Genomic DNA, 24186 nt, shown 5'->3' with positions numbered 1-24186 from the left:
ACCTAGTAGGTTGATTTAGGGTTGTTCTTTATGATAATAATTATAAATCTTATTTGCTCGAGATACACCAACTACTGCTTCTAATTCGTCTAACTTAGCATTAGCGATTCGTTTTACAGTTTTAAATTGTTTCATTAAATCTACAATTGTTTGCTCACCAACTCCAGATATGTTTTCTAACTCTGTGGTTAATGCACTTTTGCTTCGTCTGTTTCTATGGTGCTCAATACCAAAACGATGCGCTTCATTACGTAATTGTTGAATAATTTTTAATGTTTCACTTTTCTTGTCTAAATATAGTGGAATTGGATCATCTGGGTAAAATAATTCTTCTAAACGTTTCGCAATTCCGATAATTGCAATCTCTCCTCTCAAATTTAAGGCATCTAAGCTTTTTAAAGCAGAAGATAATTGCCCTTTTCCGCCATCAATAATAATTAGTTGTGGCAAAGGTTGTTCTTCCTCAAGTAAACGTTTGTAACGTCTGTAAACCACTTCTTCCATAGAAGCAAAATCATCTGGACCTTCAACTGTTTTAATATTAAAATGACGATAATCTTTTTTACTTGGCTTACCATTTTTAAAAACTACACAAGCCGCTACCGGATTTGTACCTTGTATGTTAGAATTATCGAAACATTCTATATGTCTTGGTTCTTCAGTTAAACATAAATCGGCCTTCATCTGTGCCATAATACGATTTGCATGACGATCTGGATCTACAATCTTTATTTGTTTTAGTTTATCCATTCGGTAATACATAGCATTACGTCTAGATAAATCTAAGATACTTTTCTTATCACCAAGTTTAGGGATTGTTATTTTAAGTTCATCTCCTAGGTTAACGGCAAATGGCACATAAATTTCTTTTGAGTTAGAATTAAAACGTTGCCTTATTTCGGTAATTGCTAATTCTAATAAATCTTTATCGGTTTCTTGAAGTTTCTTTTTTATTTCAAGCGTGTGCGACCTAATAATTGAGCCATAACTTAGTTGTAAAAAGTTAACGTAGGCATAGGTTTCGTCGCTAATAATAGAAAACACATCCACATTACTAATCTTTGGATTAACAATGGTTGACTTGGCTTGGTAATTTTCTAAAACTTCTAATTTTTCTTTTATTTTCTGAGCATCTTCAAACTGCATGTTTTCTGCAAACTGCTTCATTTGTACCCTAAATTGTTGAAGTGAATCTTTAAAGTTTCCTTTTAAAATTTCTCTTATAGCAGTAATATTGGCGTGATATTCATCTTCAGTTTCATAGCCTTCACAAGGACCTTTACAGTTTCCTAAATGGTATTCTAAGCAGACTTTATATTTTCCGGCTTCAATTTTTGCTTCAGATAAATCGTAATTGCACGTTCGTAATTGGTACAATCCTTTTATTAAGCCCAAAAGTGTTTTTACAGTTTTCATGCTTGTGTATGGTCCAAAATATTCTGACCCATCTTTAAAAACTCTACGTGTAGAAAAAACTCTAGGAAAACGTTCTTTTTTAATGCAAATCCAAGGGTAAGACTTATCATCCTTAAGCATTACATTGTACTTAGGTTGATATTTTTTAATAAGGTTATTTTCTAGTAGTAAAGCATCATTTTCAGTTTCTACAACGATGTGTTTTACAGAAACAATATTTTTTACTAAAACTCTAGTTTTTCCGTAATTATGATGTTTAGTAAAATAACTGCTTACACGTTTCTTAATATCCTTGGCTTTACCAACATAAATTAACTTTTCATCAGCATCAAAATATTGATACACACCAGGTTGATGAGGTAAGGTTTTAATTTGTATGTCTAAGGTTGTTTCTGGCATCTATTCAAAGGTAAATAAAAGTTATAAGTGTTTAAAGTTTGACTAACTCTAAATACTTATTAACTTTAGCACTTTAAGTATTATTATGAACATTGTTATCCTCTCTAGAAACGAAAACCTATATTCTACTAGACGCCTTATTGAAGAAGGTGAAAATAGAGGGCATGAAGTTGAAGTAATTGATCCTTTAAAATGTGACATCATTATTGAAAAGGAAAAGCCTACAATTTATTACAAAGATCGTTATTTAGATTATGTGGATGCAATTATACCAAGAATTGGAGCTTCGGTTACATTTTTTGGTTGTGCAGTTGTAAGGCAGTTTGAAATGATGAATATTTTCACCACTGTAACCTCTGATGCTATTCTAAGAAGTAGAGATAAATTAAGGAGTTTTCAGCGTTTATCTAAAGCCGGAATAGGAATGCCTAAAACCGTTTTTACTAATTATTCTCGTGACGTTGTAGAGGTCTTAGAGCATGTTGGTGGACCACCTGTTATTATAAAATTACTAGAAGGGACTCAAGGTTTAGGTGTTGTTTTAGCGGAATCTAAAAATGCTGCTGAATCAGTTCTTGAAGCATTTAGCGGTTTACAAGCTAGAGCCTTAGTGCAAGAATATATTAAGGAAGCAAAAGGAGCAGACCTAAGAGCACTTATTGTAGATGGACAAGTAGTAGGAGCAATGAAACGCCAAGGACGCGAAGGTGAATTTCGTTCTAATTTACATAGAGGCGGAACTGCAAATTTAATTAGACTTTCTGAAGACGAATTAAAATTAGCCATTAAAGCAGCGAGAGCATTAAAACTGCCTGTTTGTGGAGTAGATATGTTACAATCTGCTAGAGGGCCTTTAATTATGGAAGTGAATTCTACTCCAGGATTAGAAGGTATTGAAGGTGCAACGCAAAAGAATATAGCAAGAGCGATAATTACTTATATAGAAAGAAATAGAAAATAGACTCTTTTGCCCAACAGTGAGAGTCCCTTCCTTCTGGGAAGGTTAGGATGGGCTTATTTATATGAGTGAAAAAGAAGTATTACATATACTAGGTGAAAGGATAGCATTAGGTGAGAGTGCCAAAGTAAGTTTTAATGTTGCTAAATTACACACACAAAATACTATTGATGTTCCTGTAATTATAGAGCGTTCTAAAAAACCTGGACCAACAGTTTTAATTACTGCAGGTATTCATGGAGACGAAGTCAATGGTGTAGAAATAGTGCGCCAGATCATAGCTAAAGGCATTAATAAACCTAAAAAAGGAACAATTATATGTATTCCGGTAATTAATGTATTTGGTTTTATACACATGGATAGAGAATTTCCAGATGGTCGCGATTTAAATCGTGTTTTTCCCGGAGGAAAAGGTGGTTCTTTGGCAAGTAGAGTGGCTCATAAACTGATGACAGAGATTGTACCTCATGCCGATTTAATTTTAGATTTTCACACAGGTGGAGCAGATCGTTTTAATGCAGCACAGGTACGTATTGTAAAAAATGAAATTGTTCTAGATGAATTAGCACAAGTCTTTGGCGCACCATTTATTTATTATTCTAAAAACCTAAATAAGTCTTTCAGAAATTCATGCTACAAACTTGGTATTCCTATGCTTTTGTTTGAAGGCGGAAAATCCTTTAATATAGATAGTACAATTACCAATACTGGTGTTAATGGAACAAAACGAGTATTACACCATTTAGAAATGCTTGGTCGCAAGTTTAAGGTTTCTAAGCCGAAAAAAAATTGCGTTAAAATTAGTGATAGTAAGTGGATTCGCGCCAATCATTCTGGTATGTTTAAAGCTGATGTTGCGGTAACTACTCAGGTTAAAAAAGGGGATGTTTTAGGTCATATCACAGATCCTTATGGGAGCTTTAATCATTTTGTAAAAGCACCAAATGATGGTTATATTTTTAATGTAAATGAATCACCTATTATTTACCAAGGTGATGCGATTTTTCATATTTCTACAAAGCTTGAATCGTGAAAAAATCTGAACTCAGAAAAAAATACAAATCGCTTCGCAATGCTTTGTCAGAAGAGCAAATTGAAAATGATAGTTTCGCTATTGCTAATCAATTATTGAAGTTAGATGTTTGGGATAAATCCTTTTATCATATCTTCTTAACTATTGAAGAGCAAAAGGAAATCAATACCGATTACATTTTAAATATTCTATCCGGAAAAGATAAAAATATCATCATTTCAAAAAGTAATTTTGAAGATTACTCCATGACACATTATCTACTAACAGATAATACAAGAATTAAAAAAAACGACTATAATATTCCTGAACCTGTTGATGGTATAGAAATACAAACCTCACAATTAGAAGTGGTTTTTATTCCGCTTTTGGCTTTTGATAAAGTAGGAAATAGAGTGGGTTACGGTAAAGGATTCTACGATCGGTTTTTAGCGAATTGCAAACTAGAAACGATTAAGATTGGATTATCGTTTTTTGAACCTGAAAATGAAACTTTTGAAGCTACAGAAGATGATATTAGATTGGATTATTGTGTGACTCCGGAAGAGGTGTTTCAGTTTTAGGGAATTCCTTAAACGCCTTTTTATTAAAAACAATCAATATTCCAATACCAGTACTAATAGCAATATCAGCTACATTAAAAACAGGATCGAAAAACGAGAAATATTTGCCACCAAACAAAGGCAGCCACTCTGGTAAAGTGCCATTCCAAATGGGGAAATGTAGCATGTCTACTACTTTTCCATGAAAAACACCAGCATAGCCACCTTCTTCTGGTAAAAATGTTGCTACTTGTAAATGACTATCATTAAATAAAACACCGTAAAACACAGAATCTATAATATTACCTAATGCACCAGCAAAAATAATAGCGATTGCAAAAATTAACGTTTTAGACTTCTGCTTCTTAGTTACATCTACTAACCAAAACGCAATACCAGTTACAGCAACAATTCTAAATAAGGTTAAAATAAGTTTAGCTGATTTATCTGAAATAAACGTAAAAAAATCACTCAACTTGGTGCCCCAAGCCATACCATCATTTTCTACAAAAACTATTTCAAACCAAGAGAATACACCAATATCTTCATTGAGTTGAAAATTTGTTTTAATATAAATTTTGCTGATTTGGTCTATCAGCAAAATGATAATAATTATAAGAGAAGCTTTTTTTAAAGACATAATATTTCCCACGAAAGTGGAAATCTTTTTAATATTAAACTAAGTATGGCAAAAGTAACAGATTATTCCTGTTTAACAACCGTAATATCTCCATTAATGGTTTTCAAATTCCAGATGGAATCTGATGCTTTAAACTTCGTTATGCTAACCTTACCATGGTTAGAGTTTGCATTAACTTTAGCATTCTTAGTTACAACGCTAATATTACCATCAAAGGTATTTACGGTTGCAAGATTTGTATTTCCTTTTATTGTACAGTAGCCCTGTAACAATTCTATGGTAAGCGTATTGTAATACCCCTTTAAATCTACAGAACCAACATCACTTTTTATATTAAGTATTAAATCTTCAGGAATTTCAAGATATAAAGTAGCAGCTATAACTTTATGTGCGTTCCGTTTATCATCAGGAATATCGTCAAAAGAAACAAACGCTAAACCTAAAGTAAGCTCGTTACTCTCTTGCTTCGTAACTATTTGATAGTTATTTTGATACTCACCATCTAGTATTGACGAAATTGAAATTACATCTGTTTTAGTTGTCATAACTGATATATTGAAAATTTGATCTCCGTTGATGGTAATGGTTTCAATATGTTCTGCAGATAATTGTTTTTGAAGCTTATTTTGAGAATTTAAAGCGCTACAGTTGAGTAGTATCATTAATAACAAAAAAGACCCTTCAGGTTTTATAAACCTAAAGGGTCTGTAAATTTGAAAAAATTTTAATTTTTGTATCATAAGATTCCTGTTTTCACTTCGACTATGCTCAGTGACCAAAAAGGAATTTGTTACTTCTGCATATTTTTAGCTTCAATACTCAACGTAGCATGAGGTACTAATTTTAGACGCTCAGGATTTATTAATTTTCCTGTAACACGACAAACACCATAAGTTTTATTTTCAATTCTAATTAAAGCATTTTTTAAATCTCTAATAAACTTTTCTTGACGAATAGCTAATGCAGAATTAGATTCTTTACTCATTACTGCACTACCTTCATCAAACGCCTTAAACGTTGGTGATGTGTCTTCAGTACCGTTATTATGATCGTTCATGTAGGCACTTTTAATTAATTCTAAATCGTGCTCTGCTTTATCAATTTTTTCTTGAATTAAAACTCTAAACTCTTCTAATTCTTTATCCGAATATCTATTTGAAGTATCCTTTGCCATAGTTTTTAATGTTTTTTAATAAACAGTTTGGTATTTACTTCATCAAAAGCAATTTCTATACCATTGTTTAAAGTGTCTATAATTTTTAAATCTTCAGTTAATGTTTCTGACTTAATATAGTCCTCATTAGAAGCAATTGCTGCATCTATTTGCGGATCGTTTTGAAGTTGTACATCTATTTTGTCTGTAACTTCAAATCCAGAATCTTTACGTAAGTTTTGAATACGATTTACGAGCTCACGAGCAATCCCTTCATTACGTAACTCTTCGTTGATTGTAACATCTAAAGCTACTGTTAAAGCACCTTCATTAGCAACAAGCCAGCCTTCAATATCCTGAGATGTAATTTCCACATCATCAAGGCCTAAAGTAATATTTTTTCCGTTTATTTCAACGTCTAAACTACCTATTTGTTCGATTTTTTTAATGTCATCAGCAGTAAAGGTGCTTATTGCACTGGAAATCAACTTCATATCCTTACCAAACTTAGGGCCTAAGGCTTTAAAATTTGGTTTTATTTGTTTCACTAAAATATCTGAGGCATCTTCTAAAAGTTCTACTTCTTTGATATTTACTTCGTGTTTTATTAAATCTGAAACCGCTTCAATTTCTTCCTTTTGTTGTTTGCTATCTACAGGAATCATTATTTTTTGAAGTGGCTGACGTACTTTAATCTTCTCTTTAGCTCTCAACGATAATACTAACGAAGATATTGTCTGTGCATTCTCCATTTTTCGTTCTAAGACTTTATCAATCGCTGTTGTGTCTACTTTAGGGAAATCGGCTAAATGCACACTTTCAAAACTTTCTTTATTAGTCACTGCATTTAGATCTAAATACAAACGATCCATAAAGAAAGGTGCAATTGGTGCGCCCAACTTAGCAATGGTTTCCATACATGTGTAAAGAGTTTGATATGCTGAAATTTTATCCGCTTGGTAATCACCTTTCCAAAAACGTCTTCTACTTAATCGTACGTACCAGTTACTTAAATAATCTTGAGTAAAGTCTGAAATTGCTCTTGCAGCTTTTGTTGGTTCATATGCTTCATAAAACTTATCAACCTTGCCTATAAGTGTATTTAATTCTGAAAGAATCCAACGGTCTATTTCTGGTCGTTCATTTAGTGGAATATCAGCTTCACTATAATTAAACCCATCAATATTGGTATAAAGCGTGAAGAATGAATAAGTATTATATAATGTTCCGAAGAATTTTCTGCTTACCTCAGTAATACCTTCGCTATCAAACTTTAAGTTATCCCAAGGATTGGCATTACTAATCATGTACCAACGTGTGGCATCTGCACCATATTTAGACAAGGTTTCAAAAGGATCTACAGCATTTCCTAAACGCTTAGACATTTTTTGTCCGTTTTTATCTAAAACCAATCCGTTAGACACTACATTTTTATAGGCTACCGAATCAAACACCATAGTTCCGATAGCGTGAAGCGTATAAAACCATCCACGTGTTTGATCAACACCTTCTGCGATAAAATCTGCTGGAAATGCTTCTTTTTTATCTATAAATTCTTTGTTCTCAAATGGATAATGCCATTGTGCATAAGGCATAGAGCCAGAATCGAACCAAACATCTATTAAATCACTTTCGCGTTTCATTGGCTGACCTGAAGGTGAAACTAAAACGATTTTATCGACTACATTTTTATGTAAATCGATTGACTCGTAGTTTTCTTCAGACATATTACCAACTTCAAAAGCAGCAAAAATATCTTCAGACATTACGCCTGCTTCAACAGACTTTGCCATTTCAGCTTTTAATTCTGCAACAGAACCTATACATAATTGTTCTTTTCCGTCTTCTGTTCTCCAGATTGGCAATGGAATGCCCCAGAAACGCGAACGCGATAAATTCCAGTCGTTTGCATTTGCTAACCAATTACCAAAACGTCCAGTTCCTGTAGATTCCGGTTTCCAATTAATGGACGTGTTTAATTCATGCATTCTGCCTTTTACATCCGTAATTTTTATAAACCAAGAATCTAATGGGTAGTATAAAATTGGCTTATCAGTTCTCCAACAATTTGGGTAACTATGCTTATATTTTTCAACCTTAAAGGCTTTATTTTCTGTTTTTAACTTAATGGCTAGCTCAACATCTACTGAACGTTCTGGTGCTTCGCCATCATTGTAATATTCGTTCTTTACATACTTACCAGCAAATTCGCCTAATTCTGGTCTAAACTTACCTTGTAAATCTACTAATGGTACTAAATTACCATTCTCATCTTTTACTAAAAGCGGTGGAATTTCTGGTGTAGCTTGTTTTGCAACCAAGGCATCGTCTGCTCCAAAGGTTGGTGCTGTGTGTACAATACCTGTACCATCTTCAGTCGTTACAAAATCTCCAGAGATGACTCTAAATGCGTTTTCAGGATTATCGTTGGGTAACGCGTATGGCAGTAACTGTTCGTAAGTAATACCAACTAAATCATTACCAACAAATTCTTTAACGACATAAAAAGGAATCTTCTTATCGCCTTCTTGGTAATCTATTAATTCGGGTTTAGTTTTAACTTGTTTGTATTTGCCATCAAATTGTTTGTTGACTAAGTTCTTAGCTAAAACCACATTCATTGGCCTGAATGTATATTGATTGTACGTTTCAACTAAAACATATTCAATCTTTGGACCTACAGTTAAAGCTGTATTACTCGGAAGCGTCCAAGGTGTCGTCGTCCATGCTAAGAAGTAAATATCTCCTTCATTCTGAAGAAAATCTGGCAACGAATCTTCATTAGCTTTAAACTGCGCTACAACTGTTGTATCTGTAACATCTTGATACGTTCCTGGTTGGTTGAGCTCATGTGAACTTAAACCAGTACCTGCTTTAGGTGAATACGGCTGAATGGTGTAACCCTTGTAGATTAAGTCTTTTTCGTAAATCTGCTTGAGCAACCACCAAACAGACTCCATATATTTAGATTTGTAAGTAATATATGGATCGTCCATATCTACCCAATAGCCCATTTTTTGAGTTAGGTCGTTCCAGATATCAGTATAACGCATCACAGCTTTTTTACAAGCTTCGTTATATTCTTCTACGGTGATTTTTTTACCGATATCTTCTTTGGTAATTCCTAGTTCTTTTTCTACTCCAAGTTCCACTGGTAAACCGTGCGTATCCCAACCTGCTTTACGTTTAACCTGAAAACCTTTCATGGTCTTGTAACGCGGAAAAATATCTTTAATAGCACGAGCTAAAACGTGGTGTACACCAGGTAATCCGTTGGCTGAAGGTGGTCCTTCAAAAAACACAAAAGGTGGCTTACCTTCTCTGGTCGTTACACTTTTTTCGAAGATGTTATTTGCTTCCCAATAGTTGCCAATTTCTTTCGCAACGTTCGGTAAGTTAAGTCCTTTATATTCAGGGAACTTTGTACTCATGTCATCAAAATTCTTATAGAGTCGCGAAATTAAGAATTTCTGTTTAAAGGATAGTGTTTATCATAAAAAAAAGCAAACGATATACGTTTGCTTTTTTTTGATAGGGATATTTTTGCTATTAATGTTAATTTATAATAAATTAATCTAGGACAAAAATAACTTGTATAGATTGATTATAAATTAACATATGTTAATAGTCTTTCATTTCTTTTCTAATCCTACTTAACTGAACTGGAGAAATATTTAAAAATGACGCAATTTGATATTGTGGAATTAAGTTATCAATATTAGATATCTGCTTCTTTAGGTTTAAGTATCTTTCGGTGGCATTTAATGACATATTTTCTAATTGCTTAATTTCATACATAATAAATACATATTCAAGTATTCTATTATATAAATTACTGATATCAATATTCGTTTTAGATAGTTTAGTAAACTTTTCAAAATCAACTTCATAAATAGTAGATTCGACTAAAGCTTCATAGCAGAGTAAAGATGGTTCATTTTTTAGAATAGAAGAAAAAGCACCTACGAAACCAATTGGTGTAAAAATATTTTTTGTTATTTCTTTTCCTGATTCTAAAGTACAATAGGCGCGTATTAATCCCGAAGTTAAAAAGGCCATTTTATTACTTTTTCCACCTTGTTTAACTATTTCTTCTCCAATTTTTAATTTGCGTATTGAAGCTAGATCTTTTAGAATTAAAAACGTCTCTTTAGAAACATGGAATTTTGATTTTAAAAAATCAAAGTTAGGGTTGTCCATGAATTAAAAATTTCCAATTAATCTCGAAATTCTTAAATTCTTTTTATTGTACCTAATAATTTCTGTGAAGACACAATTAAGAGGGTTATTATGAGAATTTTGAAAAGAGTAATAGTTAAACCAAAAACCCGACCAAATCTTCAATTTTAGAAATCAGTTGAATTTTAATAACTGTATTTTTTAAGGCTATTTTATTGTATTTAGAAACAAAAATAGTTGAAAAGCCTAATTTTTCAGCTTCGAGAATACGTTGTTCTACACGTTGCACTGGTCGTATTTCACCAGACAAACCGACTTCGGCAGCGAAACAATAATCGCTTTGTAAAGCGACATCTTCGTTGGAGGATAAAATGGCGGCAACAACCGCTAAATCAATCGCAGGATCATCTACAGTGATACCTCCAGTAATATTTAAAAAGACATCTTTTGCTCCCAAACGGAATCCTGCACGCTTTTCTAAAACAGCCAATAACATGTTTAGGCGTTTGGCATTAAAACCTGTAGCAGAACGTTGAGGTGTTCCATACACTGCTGTACTTACTAATGCTTGTACTTCTATCATTAGTGGTCGCAATCCTTCTAACGTCGCTGCGACAGCATTTCCAGAAAGTTCTCCATCTTTTTCTGAAATTAATATTTCTGATGGATTAGAAACTTCTCGCAGCCCAGAACCTTGCATTTCATAAATACCTAGTTCATTAGTTGAACCGAAACGATTTTTGTTGGCTCGTAGAATTCTGAATACATGATTTCGATCTCCTTCAAACTGTAAAACGGTATCGACCATATGCTCTAAGATTTTTGGTCCTGCAATGTGTCCATCTTTAGTAATATGACCTATCAATAAAACGGGAGTAGAAGTTTCTTTAGCAAATTTTATTAATTCCGTGGTGCATTCTTTTATTTGAGAAATGCTACCTGCAGACGATTCTATATAATCACTATGCAGTGTTTGAATAGAATCAATAACCACAATATCTGGCTCTAAAGCTTCTATTTGCTTAAAGATATTCTGAGTTTTTGTTTCGGTAAGGATGTAACAGTTATTACTATTTGGGTTAATACGCTCAGCACGCATTTTTATCTGTTTCTGACTTTCCTCACCTGAAACATAAAGCGTTTTGTACTCTAATTTCAGTGCAATTTGAAGTAACAATGTACTTTTTCCTATACCTGGTTCTCCTCCTAAAAGTGTCAATGAGCCATTAACCATGCCTCCACCTAACACACGATTAAATTCTGCATCTTGCATATCTAAACGTGCTTCTTGTGAGGTGTCTATTTCATTAATTAATAATGGTTTTGAAACTCGTTTTGAATTTGCTGTTGGTGTTTTCCAGTCGCTTTTCTCAGGTTTTTGAATGACCTCCTCTGCAATGGTATTCCATTCTTTACAAGAGGTACATTGCCCTTGCCATTTGGCATACTGACTACCACAATTTTGACAAAAAAAAGTTGTTTTTACTTTAGCCATACTTATGTTCCGTATTAACGGAAATCTCCTAATTTATAAATATGGTAAAATTAAGATAATTTTAGTTGATGTCTTTAAACCAACTTACAATTGCTAAAATCTTTAGAGTTGCTAATTTTGAAGGTAAATTAGAAAACAACAATGTTTTTGTTTTTCTATATAAAGCTTCAAAGAAGTAATCAGTAGATACGGTCTTTTTTTTAATTTTCTTCATTTTCCTCTTCTTCTAATTCTTCTAAATCCTCTAACTCTTCATCATCGACATCTACTACTAAAGCCAAAGTAAGTTCTTCAATTTTAGCGGCTATATAGTCCTTATCTATATTGGTTGCATCATTTAATACTAATGCAGATTCATATAGTTTTTTTGCTTTCTTTATTTTACCTAGCATTTCTGCAGAATGTGCTATATAATAGGTGCCTAACATAGTCTCAGGAAATAATTTATTAGCTAATTTCCCTAGTTTATTAAGTGACTTATAATCTTCTCGTTGTTCTGCCACTTTTGCTACTTTTTCTAACTCTACTTCGCTAATTTCTTTTGTAATGCCGAACAGTTTTTCAATTCGTTTGTATCTGTCAATTAAGTAGTTGTCTAAAGTGCCTTCGTAATTAAATACTTTTTCTTCTAATTCTTTTTCTCTTAGTGGATTGTAAATCTCAAAGATTTTATCGAAGGACCTAGCAATTGCGCCTGTAACTAAAGTGTAATGTGTTTCGCCTTCAAAATCATCAAAATAATAGGTGATGTTTTGATTTTCGACTTCGTTTATGAGTGCATTTGTAGATAAAATGTTTTCACGTATCTCAGGAATATCTTTTTCCGAGGTTGCCATATAGTAAAAAATATCCTCCTCAATAACTGCTAATCGTTTAGATACAAAATTTCTTAATGAACCAACAAAATCTGGACTAATACTAACATACGCCTGAAATAAAGGTTTTTCTTGAAATAAATAAGAGTTTATAAAACTACCCATTATATCATGTCCAACAGCAACTCTAAATTTACTTGTGTTGTATTTTTTATCTATATAAGGTAATAGTTCGTTAGAAATAAATTCGTGAAACCTTAGGCCAGAATCCATAGGTAAACCAGTAAGAGCCTCGTAATGGCTATCGTATTCGCGTTCACCACCTTGCATAATACCAACTACAATAGAACTTGGCATATCATCAAAATAGGTCTGAAAATCGACTTGTCCTGCAACAGGTTCAAATAAATAATCAGCATCAAATACAACAATTACAGGGTATTTTATTTCTGATTCTGGATCGTAACCTTGAGGAAGTTTAATTTTTAGTTTTCTAACTGAATTAAGACGTTCCGAAGGGATTTCTTCGTAAGATACTTGTGCATGGGTTGATAGATAAAACACACAAGTAAGAACTATTAAAATAGCTTTTCTCATTATTAAGTAGGTTTAGTTTTGGGACACCAAACATACTAAAATATCGTTAAATTGTCAATTTTTTTCGATGAAATGCATTTAATTATCCATTTCTTCTTGCATGTCATATATTTTTTCAAGCAGAACTTCTTTATCAATAAACTGAGAAGGTTCTAATAGTAAGCCCGATTTGTAACGTTGTAAAGCTTTTTTAATATTACCCTCTTTTTCGTGATACATGCCTAGATAATAAGCACTTAACATGGATTCTGGAAACTCTTTCTTAACTAGTTTAGATAATTTTTCTAATGATTCTAAATCATCTTTTGACTTACAAGCCGCTGCAATGGCTCTAATATCATTCTCAATTAATTTTTTTTCGAATCCATAGAAATATTCTATGTCTTCATATTTTTTTATCAGATAATCGTAAGGAGTACTTTCTGAAGTTAATAATTGTTCCGTGTATTCTTTACCATTAATTGGCTTGTAAAAGGCAAATATTTCATTTAATGCCTTTGGTATGCCTCTGCCAACTAAAGAGTAATGGTTGGCATCTTCAAAATCATCGAATTTATAGAAAAGTTTATCGTTGTCAATTGTTTTTATAATTGAATCGTTCTTTATAATTGAGGTTCTTAAGGATTTTACATCAGCATCTGCTGTAGCCATATAATAAAACGTTTCTCTGTTTAATACAGATAAACGTTGTTTTAATCGATTCATCATTTCAGGAGCTAAATCTGGACTTAATGCAATGTAAGATCTAAATAGAGGAACATCTTTAAATAAATAATAATTAATAAAGTTAGCACCTAAATCATGGCCTACTATTATTCTAAAATCAGAGGCCTTGTAGTTGTCTTCAATAAATGGTAATAATTCTGCTGCCATAAATTCATAAAAGGCTGCACCATCATGCGCAGGGAAAAAACTTTCGTCATCATAAAAGAAATCATCTTCTCTTGTATTTCCTTGTTTAATGCCTACTACAATACAATCTGGTATATCTTCCCAATAAGCTTGGTAGTCTATATTACCAGCCACTGGCTCAAACAAATAGTCTCCGTCTAAAACTATAATTAAAGGATAAGTACGCTTATCTTCTGGATCGTAATTTCTTGGCAGTTGAATTTTTAATTCGCGTTCACCTTCAAGCTTATAAGAATCAATTGTTTTATAAATCGCTTGGGCTTGGATATTAAGTGCTATAAAGCTAAATATAAGTAGATTGTAAAAATTCTTCATTGTTATTGTATAAGCTAAAAATTAAAGCAAGTTAAAAAATATTTCTATACGGTTGTTTTCTTTCTGTTATAGATTGGAAGGTAAATTAAAGACAGACCACCAAATATTATAATTATCAAAGTTTGGGTTGACCACATTATCCAACCAAAAGCTCTACTCGGATCTTCAGCCATATTAAATAATAAAAAGGCTATAACAACTGCTTCTGGAAAAGAACCAATACCTCCGTTAGTAGCCGCAATACTGAAACTTGCAAGTATAAACCCAATTAAAATTGCAGCAAAAGAGATATTTTGCAATTCTGGAAGCGCAAAAGTAGTTACATAGAACATTATAACATACATAGACCAAATGAAAATAGTATGGAAAATAAATGCCCATTTCTTTTTCATTTTAAAAATACTTAAGGCTCCTTCAATTAATCCAGAAAGGAATCCTTTTACTTTTAAAGCAAATTTTGAATTACTTTTCTTTATGAAAAAGTAAATTGCTATTCCGATTAATAAAAAGAATATAACTGCAATCATTAGAGATGTTGGATTAAATTTTTTTATGAAAAAGTCATAAATAAATTCGAATTCTAACAATAGTGCAATAGCAATTATTAAAAGTAGCATTATTGTATCAGCGACACGCTCCGCAACGATGGTTCCAAATCCTTTATCAAAAGGTATATCTTCATAATTTGTTAAAATTGTAGCTCTAGCAATTTCACCAGCTCTAGGTATGGTAAAGTTTATAAGATATGCAGAATACACAGCCATAAAACTATTTGTAAAATTAGGTTTATAGCCTAAGGGTTCTGCCATATAGAGCCATCTATAGGCCCTAGATGCATGACTTAAAACACCTAAGACAACGCCAAGAATAATCCAACTATAATCAGCATCTTTAAAATATTGAACTAGTGTGGAAACCGAAATTTGTGATAAAGAATACCACACTAAAATAACTCCTAAGAGTAAGGGTAAAACAACTTTTAGGATGGATTTTGGTTTACTCAAAAATTTTACTTTAGAAGATTTGTTGCTTCGTCTGGAAAAACCAAAGATGGCTTAAATACTTTAGCATCTTTAATATCCATGAATGCGTAGGTAATAAGTATTAATGTGTCACCAACAGCAACTTTTCGTGCTGCTGCACCATTTAGTGTGATTTCACCACTATTGCGAGGTCCAGGAATACAGTACGTTTCTAAGCGTTCGCCATTGTCATTATTAACAATCTGAACTTTTTCTCCTTGAATTATATTGGCAGCTTCCATTAAGTCTTCGTCAATAGTAATACTTCCTATATAGTTTAAGTCGGCACCTGTAACTTTTACACGGTGAATTTTAGATTTTACAACTTGAATTTGCATGAGGCAAAGATAATTAATTTAAGGCGATATTATCTATTAGTCTTATATCACCTGCATATACAGCGATAAAGGCTCTATACGTCTTTTTTGTTGATTTTCGTTTTACTGGCTTTAAGGTTTGTGTATCTGCAATTATAAAATACTCTAACTCTAAAAGTGGTTGTTTTTTAAATTGCTTTTCAACCCATTCCGTAACATATTTAGCACTTTTTGTGCCAAACTTTACTTTGGCAGATTTTAGTGTTTTGTATATAAAAGGCGCACTATGCCTATGCGCTTCTGTCAGTCTTGTATTTCTAGAACTCATAGCTAAGCCATCTTCTGCTCTATGTATGGCACAGCCAACAATTTTTACAGGTAAATGATGTAGCTCAACTAACTTTTTAATGATTTGTAATTGCTGAAAATCCTTTTCACCAAAATAAGCAAAATCTGGTTTAACTATTTCTAGTAAACGCTTTACTATGGTTCCAACTCCATCAAAATGGCCATCTCTAAAAGCACCTTCCATTTCATGTTCTAAACCATCAAAAGTGAATGATTGTGATTTTATATGTTTTCCATAAATATCCTTTACAGTAGGAGCGTAAACGATTATAGATGTATCACTCACGGTTTGTAAAAGGGAAATATCTGCGTCTAAAGTTCTTGGGTATTTAACTAAATCTTCTTGATTGTCAAACTGAGTAGGATTAACAAAAATGCTAACAACAATCAAATCATTTTCGCTCAACCCTTTTTCCACCAATGATAAATGGCCATTATGTAATGCACCCATTGTTGGAACAAACCCAATAGAGTTTCCTTTTGCTTTTACGGCATCTAAATGATGCGATAATTCGGTTTTATTAAGGAATTTTTTCAATGCTATAACAAAAAATTAACGTGTGCAAACATAATATTTTACTGGCAATCTGCGTAAATTTTTGTAATTTTGCATGTTTTTTACTCTTAATTTTCAAAAGTAGCAGATTTATGAAAGATAAACGAATATTGTATGTGTCCTCGGAAGTTGTACCATATTTACCAGAAACGGAGATTTCTTCAATGTCATTTGAAGCTCCAAGAATGGTAAACAAACAAGGAGGTCAAATACGAATATTTATGCCTCGTTTTGGTAATATTAATGAGCGAAGACATCAACTACACGAAGTAATTAGGTTGTCTGGTATTAATTTAGTTATTAATGATTTAGACATGCCATTAATTATAAAAGTGGCTTCAATACCAAAAGAACGTATTCAGGTTTATTTCATAGACAATGAAGATTATTTTAAAAGAAAGGCAACTTTGACCGATGAAGATGGTAAATTATTTTCAGATAACGATGAGCGTGCTATTTTCTTTGCTAAAGGAGTAATTGAAACTGTTAAAAAATTAAATTGGGCTCCAGACATAATTCATGTTAATGGTTGGCTTGCATCCTTATTACCGCTATATCTAAAAGAGTTTTATAAAACTGAACCTTTATTTACCGAAAGTAAAATTGTTACCTCTGTGTACAATCAAAGCTTTGAAGGTACGTTAGATAAAGACATGTTATCTAAAGTGAGTTTTGATGGGTTAGATGTAGATGCAACAAAAGCTTTAGAAAAGCCAGATTACATTAATTTAATGAAAATTGCTATTGATAATTCTGATGCGATTATTAGAGGCTCAGAAGAATTACCAAAAGAACTAGATACTTACATAAATGACTTAACAAAACCTGTTTTAGATTTTTATTCTGTAGAAGAATTTGCAGATCCATATACAGAGTTTTACACAAATACTGTTTTAAACGGTTAATACTACCTATGAAAAATAATAAATTTGCCCTCCAGATTGTCGCATTCGGTTTAATAATATTGAGTTTTATTGCCTGTGATAAAGACTTCGCAACTTTAGAGTCTGACCTTATTAATGAAGGAAATGCCACAAATTTTGATATAAAGAAAGATAGCTTTAATATCATTGCATTTACACAAGCATTAGGACCTGTACAAACTAATGGTCTTGGACTTAATACTTTGGGTATTTATGATGATACTTATGGTAGAACTACTTCAAGTTTTTTAACACAAGTTAATGCATCTACATATGATCCCGTTTTTGGCGAAGGTGTTTCTATAGATTCAGTTGTTTTAACCATACCATATTTCAGCACAATTACAGATATTGATGAAGATGAAAATTTAATCTACGATGTTGATTCTATCTTACCAGAACCATCGGAGGGTGTTTATAAGCCAATTAGGTTACGTCTTTTTGAGAACAACTATTTTATTAGAGATTTCGATCCAAATGGCGAGTTCAATGAAAGTCAAGATTACTTTTCTAATAAATCAGCATCAGAAACAGAAACTATATCCGATGCTGCTTTAGAAGGAGAGGAAATAGGTTTTGTAGAATATGATGATGAAGGTAACATTACACCTGTTGATAATATAATTGATATTAATGAAGAGGGTTATACACTAACTATAATAAACGATGAAGATGAAACTGAAGTTTCTCAAAGACTTTCGCCAGGTATTAGAGTTAAGCTGGATACTACGTTTTGGCGAAATAAAATTATTAATAGAGAAGGAGAAACTGAGTTAAGTAGTCAAAACAATTTTACTAATTATTTTAGAGGTCTTTATTTTAAAGCAGAGCCTGTAGACGATGACGGAAGTTTTTTAATCCTCAATGTAGGTGCTCAAACATCTAACATTATTATTTATTATACAAGGTTAACAGCTTCAACAACTGATGATCCTGATGAAACCGAACAAGGAACCTATCAATTAAGTTTTGGTCCAAACCGAATAAACTTTATGGATAACGAATTTACATCTCCAATTGAAGATGGAGATTCCGAAACTGGTGACAGTAGAATTTATTTAAAAGGTGGACAAGGTTCGCTAGCAAGAATAAAACTTTTTAATGGTGATGATACAGATGATGATCCAGAAATGAATGCTTTCGAAACCTTTAAAAACACTTTCGTTGAAACTGATGAAGATGGTAATTTTGTAAAGTCCAAAAAACTAATAAACGAAGCCAATCTTATTTTTTATGTTGACCAAGATATCGTGCAAGATGGCGAACCAAATCGCATTTATTTGTATGATATAGAGAATAAAACACCTTTGTTCGATTATTTTGCCGATCTAGGTAGTAGTAGTTTACCTTCGTTTTCGAAAATTAATCATCTTGGACCATTACAACGTGTTGATGATGAACCTAATGGTAACGGTATTAAATATAAGTTAAAAATTACCGAACATATTAACGACCTACTTATAAGAGATTCTACTAATGTAGATTTAGGTTTGGCCGTTTCTATTAATGTAAATCTAGAAGAATCATTTGCTCAAAGAAAAGTGCAAGATGCTGATGATTCTGAGTTTACATCGCCAATAAGTTCTATTATTACACCTAGAGGAACTGTATTACATGGTAATACTTCCGAAGACGAGAGTAAAAGAGTGTATTTAGAGATTTATTACACTTGTCTAAATGAGGATGATGATTGTAACCAAAACTAAAAATTAACCTATGTGTGGAATTGTCGGGTATATTGGCCATCGTGAGGCTTACCCAATTGTAATTAAAGGACTTCAAAGATTAGAATATCGTGGCTATGATAGTGCAGGTATTGCGCTATATGATGGTACTAATATAAAACTTTCAAAAACCAAAGGTAAAGTATCTGATCTTAAAGAAAGATTAGAAAGCGAAATATCAACAGATGGAACCTTAGGAATAGGGCATACACGTTGGGCTACTCATGGAGTGCCAAACGATGTTAATTCTCATCCTCATTACTCAAACTCTGGGGATTTAGTCATAATTCATAACGGAATTATTGAAAATTACGATTCTTTAAAAAAGGAGTTAATAAAGCGTGGTTATACCTTCAAATCAGATACAGATACAGAAGTATTAGTGAACCTAATTGAAGATGTAAAGAAAAACGAAAACATTAAACTTGGAAAAGCTGTTCAGATTGCTTTAAACCAGGTTGTTGGTGCATTTGCGATTGCTGTTTTTGATAAAAACAAGCCTAATGAAATTGTTGTTGCCAGATTAGGTAGTCCTTTAGCAATTGGTATTGGCGAAGATGAATTTTTTATTGCTAGTGATGCATCACCTTTTATTGAATATACCAAAAATGCTATCTATTTAGAAGATGAAGAGATGGCAATTATAAGAAGAGGTAAGAAAATAAAAGTTAGAAAGATTAAAGACGATTCGTTAGTAGATCCTTATATACAAGAACTTCAACTTAATTTAGAACAGATTGAAAAAGGTGGTTACGAACACTTTATGCTTAAGGAAATACACGAACAACCAAATGCTATTTTTGATACCTTTAGAGGACGACTATTAAGTAATGAAGCCTTGGTAAAGTTAGCTGGTGTTGAAGATAACATGAAAAAATTCTTAGCTGCAGACCGTATCATTGTAGTTGCTTGCGGTACGTCTTGGCATGCTGGTTTAGTTTCGGAATATATTTTTGAAGATTTAGCAAGAATACCTGTAGAAGTAGAATATGCTTCAGAGTTTAGATATAGAAATCCAGTTATTACAGAAAAAGATGTTGTTATCGCTATTTCACAATCTGGTGAAACAGCAGATACTTTAGCTGCTATAAAACTGGCAAAATCTAAAGGAGCTTTTGTTTTTGGTGTTTGTAATGTTGTTGGTTCTTCTATTGCTAGAGAAACTGATGCAGGTGCATATACACATGCTGGTCCAGAAATTGGTGTGGCATCTACAAAAGCATTTACAACTCAAATTACGGTTTTAACTCTAATGGCTTTACGATTAGCCAGAGCTAAGGGTACAATCTCTAGTTCAGAGTTTAGGCATCATTTAATAGAACTTGAAACGATTCCAAGTAAAGTTGAAAAAGCGCTTAAATCCGATGCTTATGTACAAACTATTGCCGATATATATAAGGATGCAACAAATTTCTTGTATTTAGGTCGTGGATTTAATTTCCCAGTTGCTTTAGAAGGTGCATTAAAATTAAAAGAGATTTCTTACATACATGCAGAAGGTTATCCTGCTGCAGAAATGAAACATGGCCCAATTGCTTTAATTGACGAAAATATGCCAATTGTTGTAATTGCTACAAAAAAGGGTCATTATGATAAAGTGGTAAGTAATATTCAAGAAATAAAATCTAGAAAAGGTAAAATTATTGGTATAGTTACCGAAGGGGATAAAAGTGTAAAAGAGTTGGCAGATCATGTTATCGAAGTGCCAGAAACTATAGAATGTCTTACTCCTTTATTAACTACAATTCCTTTACAATTATTATCATATCATATTGCTGTGATGCTAGATAAAAATGTAGATCAGCCAAGAAATTTGGCAAAATCTGTTACTGTAGAGTAACCTTTTAGAATTTCTAAAATCTTATTTTAAAGCCTCAAAATTGAGAATCTCTCATTTTTGAGGCTTTATTTTTCCAAAAAAATGCTATGCATGCATAATTTTATGAGAATTTATTATCGAATTTTCATATATTTAATTAAATTGCTCATCTAATAAATTAACTAATTCTCTAAAATGAAAACAATCTTAAAGCTTTTCACAATGCTTTTTTGTGTGGTGTCTTTTGCACAAACCACGGTAAAAGGTAAAATTACTGACAATACTGGGCTTCCCTTACCTGGAGCAAATATTGTAGTAGTAGGTACCACTTCTGGTACAATTACGGATTTTGATGGTAACTATACACTTGCAGTAGATCAAGATCCACCATTTTCAATTCGTATAAGTTATACAGGTTTTGAACCGCAAACCGTTGAAGTCACTTCAAACAATCAAACTATTGATGTGTCTTTAAAAGAAGGAAACACGTTAGATGAAGTCGTAATTTCCGCTTCTCGTACACCAGAAAGAATTTTCGAGTCTCCTGTAACGGTTGAACGTTTTGGTTTAAAAGAAATTAAAAACACAGCCTCTGCTGATTTTTATGGAGGTTTAGAAAGTCTTAAAGGTGTTGATATTAATACTAACAGTTTAACATTTAAGTCTATAAACACAAGAGGTTTTGCCACTTTTGCAAATACAAGATTTGTTCAATTAGTAGATGGTATGGATAACTCTGCACCAGCACTTAACTTCCCTTTAGGAAATTTATTAGGGATGACAGAAACAGACGTTTTAAGTGTAGAGCTATTACCAGGTGCTTCTTCGGCATTATATGGTGCTAATGCATTTAATGGTATTTTATTTATGCGAAGTAAAAGTCCTTTTGATCATTCTGGTATTAGTGGCTATATAAAGAGAGGAATTACGTCTCAAGAAGCTGCAGGTAATAATGATTACACAGATTTAGGTATTAGAATGGCGTATAAGTTTAGCGAAAAATTTGCAGCTAAAGTAAACTTTGGATACTTAAAAGGTACAGATTGGTATGCTACAAATTATGATGATAAGGATATGCCAGGTGGAACTCGTGAATCTAATATCAATTATGATGGTGTAAACACATATGGTGATAATGTAAGTACTAATATACATGTTGCTTCAGGAGGATTAGGTATAATTCCAAATGTAAGCGTTAGTAGAACGGGTTATAGGGAAGAAGATTTAACTGACTACAGTGCAGAAAGTGTAAAAGCTGATTGGGGATTGTATTTCCGTCCATGGGAAAATGATTTCGAAATTCAGTATGTAGGTAAAGTAGGTACAGGTTCTACCATTTATCAAGGAGCACAACGTTATAGAATTGATGGTTTTTCGTTACAACAACATAAAATAGAAGTTAAGAATGATGATTTTTTCGTTAGAGGATACATTACTTCTGATAAAGCAGGTGACACCTATGTAATGGATGTTGCTGCGCCAAATATATTGCAAGCATGGAAATCGCACGAAGATTGGTTTGGCGATTATATTCAGACATATGCAGGTGCCGTTTTAGGTGGTGCTTCAGAAGCACAAGCACATGTTGCAGCTAGACAGGTTGCGGAACAAGGAAGACTTGAGCCAGGTACACCAGAATTTCAAGAAGTTTTCGATCAAGTAACTAGTGATACTAATTTCTTAACAGGATCAGCATTTAAAGATAATTCTAAAATTTATCACGCCGATGCAAACTATAATCTTGGTGATTTAGTTGATTTTGCAGAAATACAGGTTGGTGGTTCTCATAGAACTTATAGGTTAAATTCTTTCGGAACAATTTATACTGATGCTACCGGACCAATTACTTATTCTGAATTAGGATTATACACCCAATTACAACGCTCTCTAGAATTGAATGAAAATCTAGAATTAAAATTAACAGGTTCGTTGCGCTATGATAAGTCAGAACTTTTTGATGCATTTTTATCACCAAGAATCTCTGCGGGTTTAACAGTAAATGAAAACCATAATTTTAGAGCATCATTCCAAACTGGGTTTAGAAATCCAGATACACAATCTTTATACATTGGCTTAGAAACTGCTTTAGGTACATTGATTGGTGGTGCGCCAGATAATGGAGATCGCTATGTAAGAGATTATGGTGTAAGCCCTTTTGCTCAAAACAACTTAGGTGTGCCAAGTACAATTTCTCAAGCGGCTTCTGCTGCCTATAATAATTCATTATTTGCATCTATAGGAACAGGTTTGTCAAATCATTCTGGTGGTAATGGAAGTAACTATATTGCTAACTCAGACTATGTAAAGCCAGAGCAAGTAAGTTCTTTTGAATTAGGTTATAGAGGTAAAATACAAGATTTTATTATTGATGCTTCTGCTTATTATAGTTCGTATCAAGATTTCTTAGCTGGTGAAGGTGTTATAGCGCCATTTTACGGTGATGTATCAAATTTTGATTTAACAGGTTACGATCCTAATAATCCTGCTACTGTTGCTGGTTTAAACTCAGACACTCAACAAATTTTAGCTGCATTGCAAAATGGGGATTTTCAAGCGTACCAAACCAATACAAATTCTAGCGAAAAAGTGAATTCTTATGGTGCTGCCATTCAGGTTTCTACAAAAGTGTTTGATGGCTTTGATTTAAGTGCTAACTACACTTATGCTAAATTAGATTTTGATGTAAAGAAGAATCCAGACTTTAGAACTAATTTTAATACACCAGAACATAAAGTAAAAGCATCTTTTGGTAAAACTGATTTGTTTAAAAATGTAGGCTTTAATGTATCTTGGAGATGGAGTGATAATTATTTCTGGGAAGCTTCTTTTGGTGATGGTGATGTTCCTGCATTTCATGTATTAGATGCACAGGTTAACTTTAGAATACCAGGTTTAAAATCTGCTTTTAAAGTTGGTGCAACTAACTTATTACAAGATGAATATTTTACAGCATTTGGTACTGGTTATATAGGTTCACAGTATTATGTGTCTTGGACTATTAATAATTTATAATAATGGAAAAGAAA

General features: G+C 32.7%; 20 protein-coding genes. 7 read left to right on the top strand and 13 right to left on the bottom strand.

The features are described 5' to 3' along the window. Positions 1–15: 15 nt before the first annotated feature. Positions 16–1815, bottom strand: a complete 1800-nt coding sequence (gene uvrC / locus H8K90_RS03675) for an excinuclease ABC subunit UvrC (protein ID WP_186844580.1) — start codon at positions 1813–1815, stop codon at positions 16–18. 85 nt (positions 1816–1900) lie between these two features. Here uvrC and rimK point away from each other — a divergent pair, with 85 nt between their 5' ends. The 3 genes from rimK (at position 1901) to H8K90_RS03660 (ending at position 4366) form a co-directional block, all read left to right on the top strand. Then, positions 1901–2776, top strand: coding sequence for a 30S ribosomal protein S6--L-glutamate ligase (gene rimK, locus H8K90_RS03670; RefSeq protein ID WP_186844579.1), 876 nt, complete (start codon positions 1901–1903; stop codon positions 2774–2776). A gap of 61 nt (positions 2777–2837) precedes the next feature. Next, positions 2838–3806 carry a succinylglutamate desuccinylase/aspartoacylase family protein gene (locus tag H8K90_RS03665; protein ID WP_186844578.1) on the top strand — a complete coding sequence of 323 codons (969 nt, stop codon included), beginning with the start codon at positions 2838–2840 and terminating at the stop codon, positions 3804–3806. After that, positions 3803–4366 carry a 5-formyltetrahydrofolate cyclo-ligase gene (locus H8K90_RS03660; protein ID WP_186844577.1) on the top strand — a complete coding sequence of 188 codons (564 nt, stop codon included), beginning with the start codon at positions 3803–3805 and terminating at the stop codon, positions 4364–4366. The genes H8K90_RS03665 and H8K90_RS03660 overlap by 4 nt, the downstream gene beginning before the upstream one ends. Here the strand turns inward: H8K90_RS03660 and H8K90_RS03655 are convergent. The 12 genes from H8K90_RS03655 to panC form a co-directional block, all read right to left on the bottom strand. After that, positions 4320–4985 carry a lipoprotein signal peptidase gene (locus tag H8K90_RS03655; RefSeq protein WP_186844576.1) on the bottom strand — a complete coding sequence of 222 codons (666 nt, stop codon included), beginning with the start codon at positions 4983–4985 and terminating at the stop codon, positions 4320–4322. The two genes, H8K90_RS03660 and H8K90_RS03655, sit on opposite strands and share 47 nt — an antisense overlap. A gap of 62 nt (positions 4986–5047) precedes the next feature. Then, positions 5048–5725, bottom strand: a complete 678-nt coding sequence (locus H8K90_RS03650; RefSeq protein WP_186844575.1) for a DUF4097 family beta strand repeat-containing protein — start codon at positions 5723–5725, stop codon at positions 5048–5050. Positions 5726–5775: 50 nt separating this feature from the next. Beyond that, positions 5776–6159, bottom strand: coding sequence for a TraR/DksA family transcriptional regulator (locus H8K90_RS03645; RefSeq protein ID WP_186844574.1), 384 nt, complete (start codon positions 6157–6159; stop codon positions 5776–5778). Between the two features lie 5 nt (positions 6160–6164). Then, positions 6165–9569 carry an isoleucine--tRNA ligase gene (ileS, locus tag H8K90_RS03640; RefSeq protein WP_186844573.1) on the bottom strand — a complete coding sequence of 1135 codons (3405 nt, stop codon included), beginning with the start codon at positions 9567–9569 and terminating at the stop codon, positions 6165–6167. 190 nt (positions 9570–9759) lie between these two features. Next, positions 9760–10338 (bottom strand): Crp/Fnr family transcriptional regulator, encoded by a 579-nt coding sequence (locus tag H8K90_RS03635; RefSeq protein WP_186844572.1) that lies wholly within the window; start codon positions 10336–10338, stop codon positions 9760–9762. A gap of 115 nt (positions 10339–10453) precedes the next feature. Beyond that, positions 10454–11812: a DNA repair protein RadA gene (radA, locus tag H8K90_RS03630; RefSeq protein WP_186844571.1), complete on the bottom strand. Its 1359-nt coding sequence runs from the start codon at positions 11810–11812 to the stop codon at positions 10454–10456. A gap of 61 nt (positions 11813–11873) precedes the next feature. After that, positions 11874–12026 carry a hypothetical protein gene (locus H8K90_RS03625; protein ID WP_186844570.1) on the bottom strand — a complete coding sequence of 51 codons (153 nt, stop codon included), beginning with the start codon at positions 12024–12026 and terminating at the stop codon, positions 11874–11876. After that, the gene (locus tag H8K90_RS03620) at positions 12013–13224 is read right to left on the bottom strand and encodes an alpha/beta hydrolase (RefSeq protein WP_186844569.1); all 1212 of its coding nucleotides are present in this window, start codon (positions 13222–13224) and stop codon (positions 12013–12015) included. Before H8K90_RS03620 ends, H8K90_RS03625 begins: the two co-directional genes overlap by 14 nt. Positions 13225–13302: 78 nt before the next feature. After that, positions 13303–14451, bottom strand: coding sequence for an alpha/beta hydrolase (locus H8K90_RS03615; protein ID WP_186844568.1), 1149 nt, complete (start codon positions 14449–14451; stop codon positions 13303–13305). A 44-nt stretch (positions 14452–14495) separates the two neighbouring features. Continuing rightward, a complete protein-coding gene (locus H8K90_RS03610; RefSeq protein ID WP_186844567.1) occupies positions 14496–15455 on the bottom strand; it encodes a lysylphosphatidylglycerol synthase transmembrane domain-containing protein in 960 nt (319 codons plus the stop codon). 5 nt (positions 15456–15460) lie between these two features. Continuing rightward, entirely contained in the window at positions 15461–15811 is a 351-nt protein-coding gene (gene panD, locus H8K90_RS03605; RefSeq protein ID WP_186844566.1) for an aspartate 1-decarboxylase, read from the bottom strand. A 13-nt stretch (positions 15812–15824) separates the two neighbouring features. After that, complete coding sequence (gene panC, locus H8K90_RS03600; RefSeq protein ID WP_186844565.1) at positions 15825–16676, bottom strand: pantoate--beta-alanine ligase; 852 nt, start codon at positions 16674–16676, stop codon at positions 15825–15827. A 110-nt stretch (positions 16677–16786) separates the two neighbouring features. On the opposite strand from panC, the gene H8K90_RS03595 reads away from it, so the two are divergent. The 4 genes from H8K90_RS03595 to H8K90_RS03580 all read left to right on the top strand — a co-directional run bounded on the left by H8K90_RS03595 (position 16787) and on the right by H8K90_RS03580 (position 24172). Beyond that, positions 16787–17599, top strand: coding sequence for a glycogen/starch synthase (locus tag H8K90_RS03595; protein ID WP_186844564.1), 813 nt, complete (start codon positions 16787–16789; stop codon positions 17597–17599). An 8-nt stretch (positions 17600–17607) separates the two neighbouring features. Then, positions 17608–19323 carry a DUF4270 domain-containing protein gene (locus H8K90_RS03590; RefSeq protein WP_186844563.1) on the top strand — a complete coding sequence of 572 codons (1716 nt, stop codon included), beginning with the start codon at positions 17608–17610 and terminating at the stop codon, positions 19321–19323. Between the two features lie 10 nt (positions 19324–19333). Beyond that, positions 19334–21181: a glutamine--fructose-6-phosphate transaminase (isomerizing) gene (glmS, locus tag H8K90_RS03585; protein WP_186844562.1), complete on the top strand. Its 1848-nt coding sequence runs from the start codon at positions 19334–19336 to the stop codon at positions 21179–21181. Positions 21182–21355: 174 nt separating this feature from the next. After that, positions 21356–24172: a TonB-dependent receptor domain-containing protein gene (locus H8K90_RS03580; protein WP_186844561.1), complete on the top strand. Its 2817-nt coding sequence runs from the start codon at positions 21356–21358 to the stop codon at positions 24170–24172. Positions 24173–24186: the final 14 nt, after the last annotated feature.

Source organism: Winogradskyella echinorum (assembly GCF_014297365.1).
GTDB lineage: Bacteria > Bacteroidota > Bacteroidia > Flavobacteriales > Flavobacteriaceae > Winogradskyella > Winogradskyella echinorum.
The sequence above is the reverse complement of the archived record's forward strand: the minus strand, read 5'-3'. Positions and strand labels throughout refer to the sequence as shown.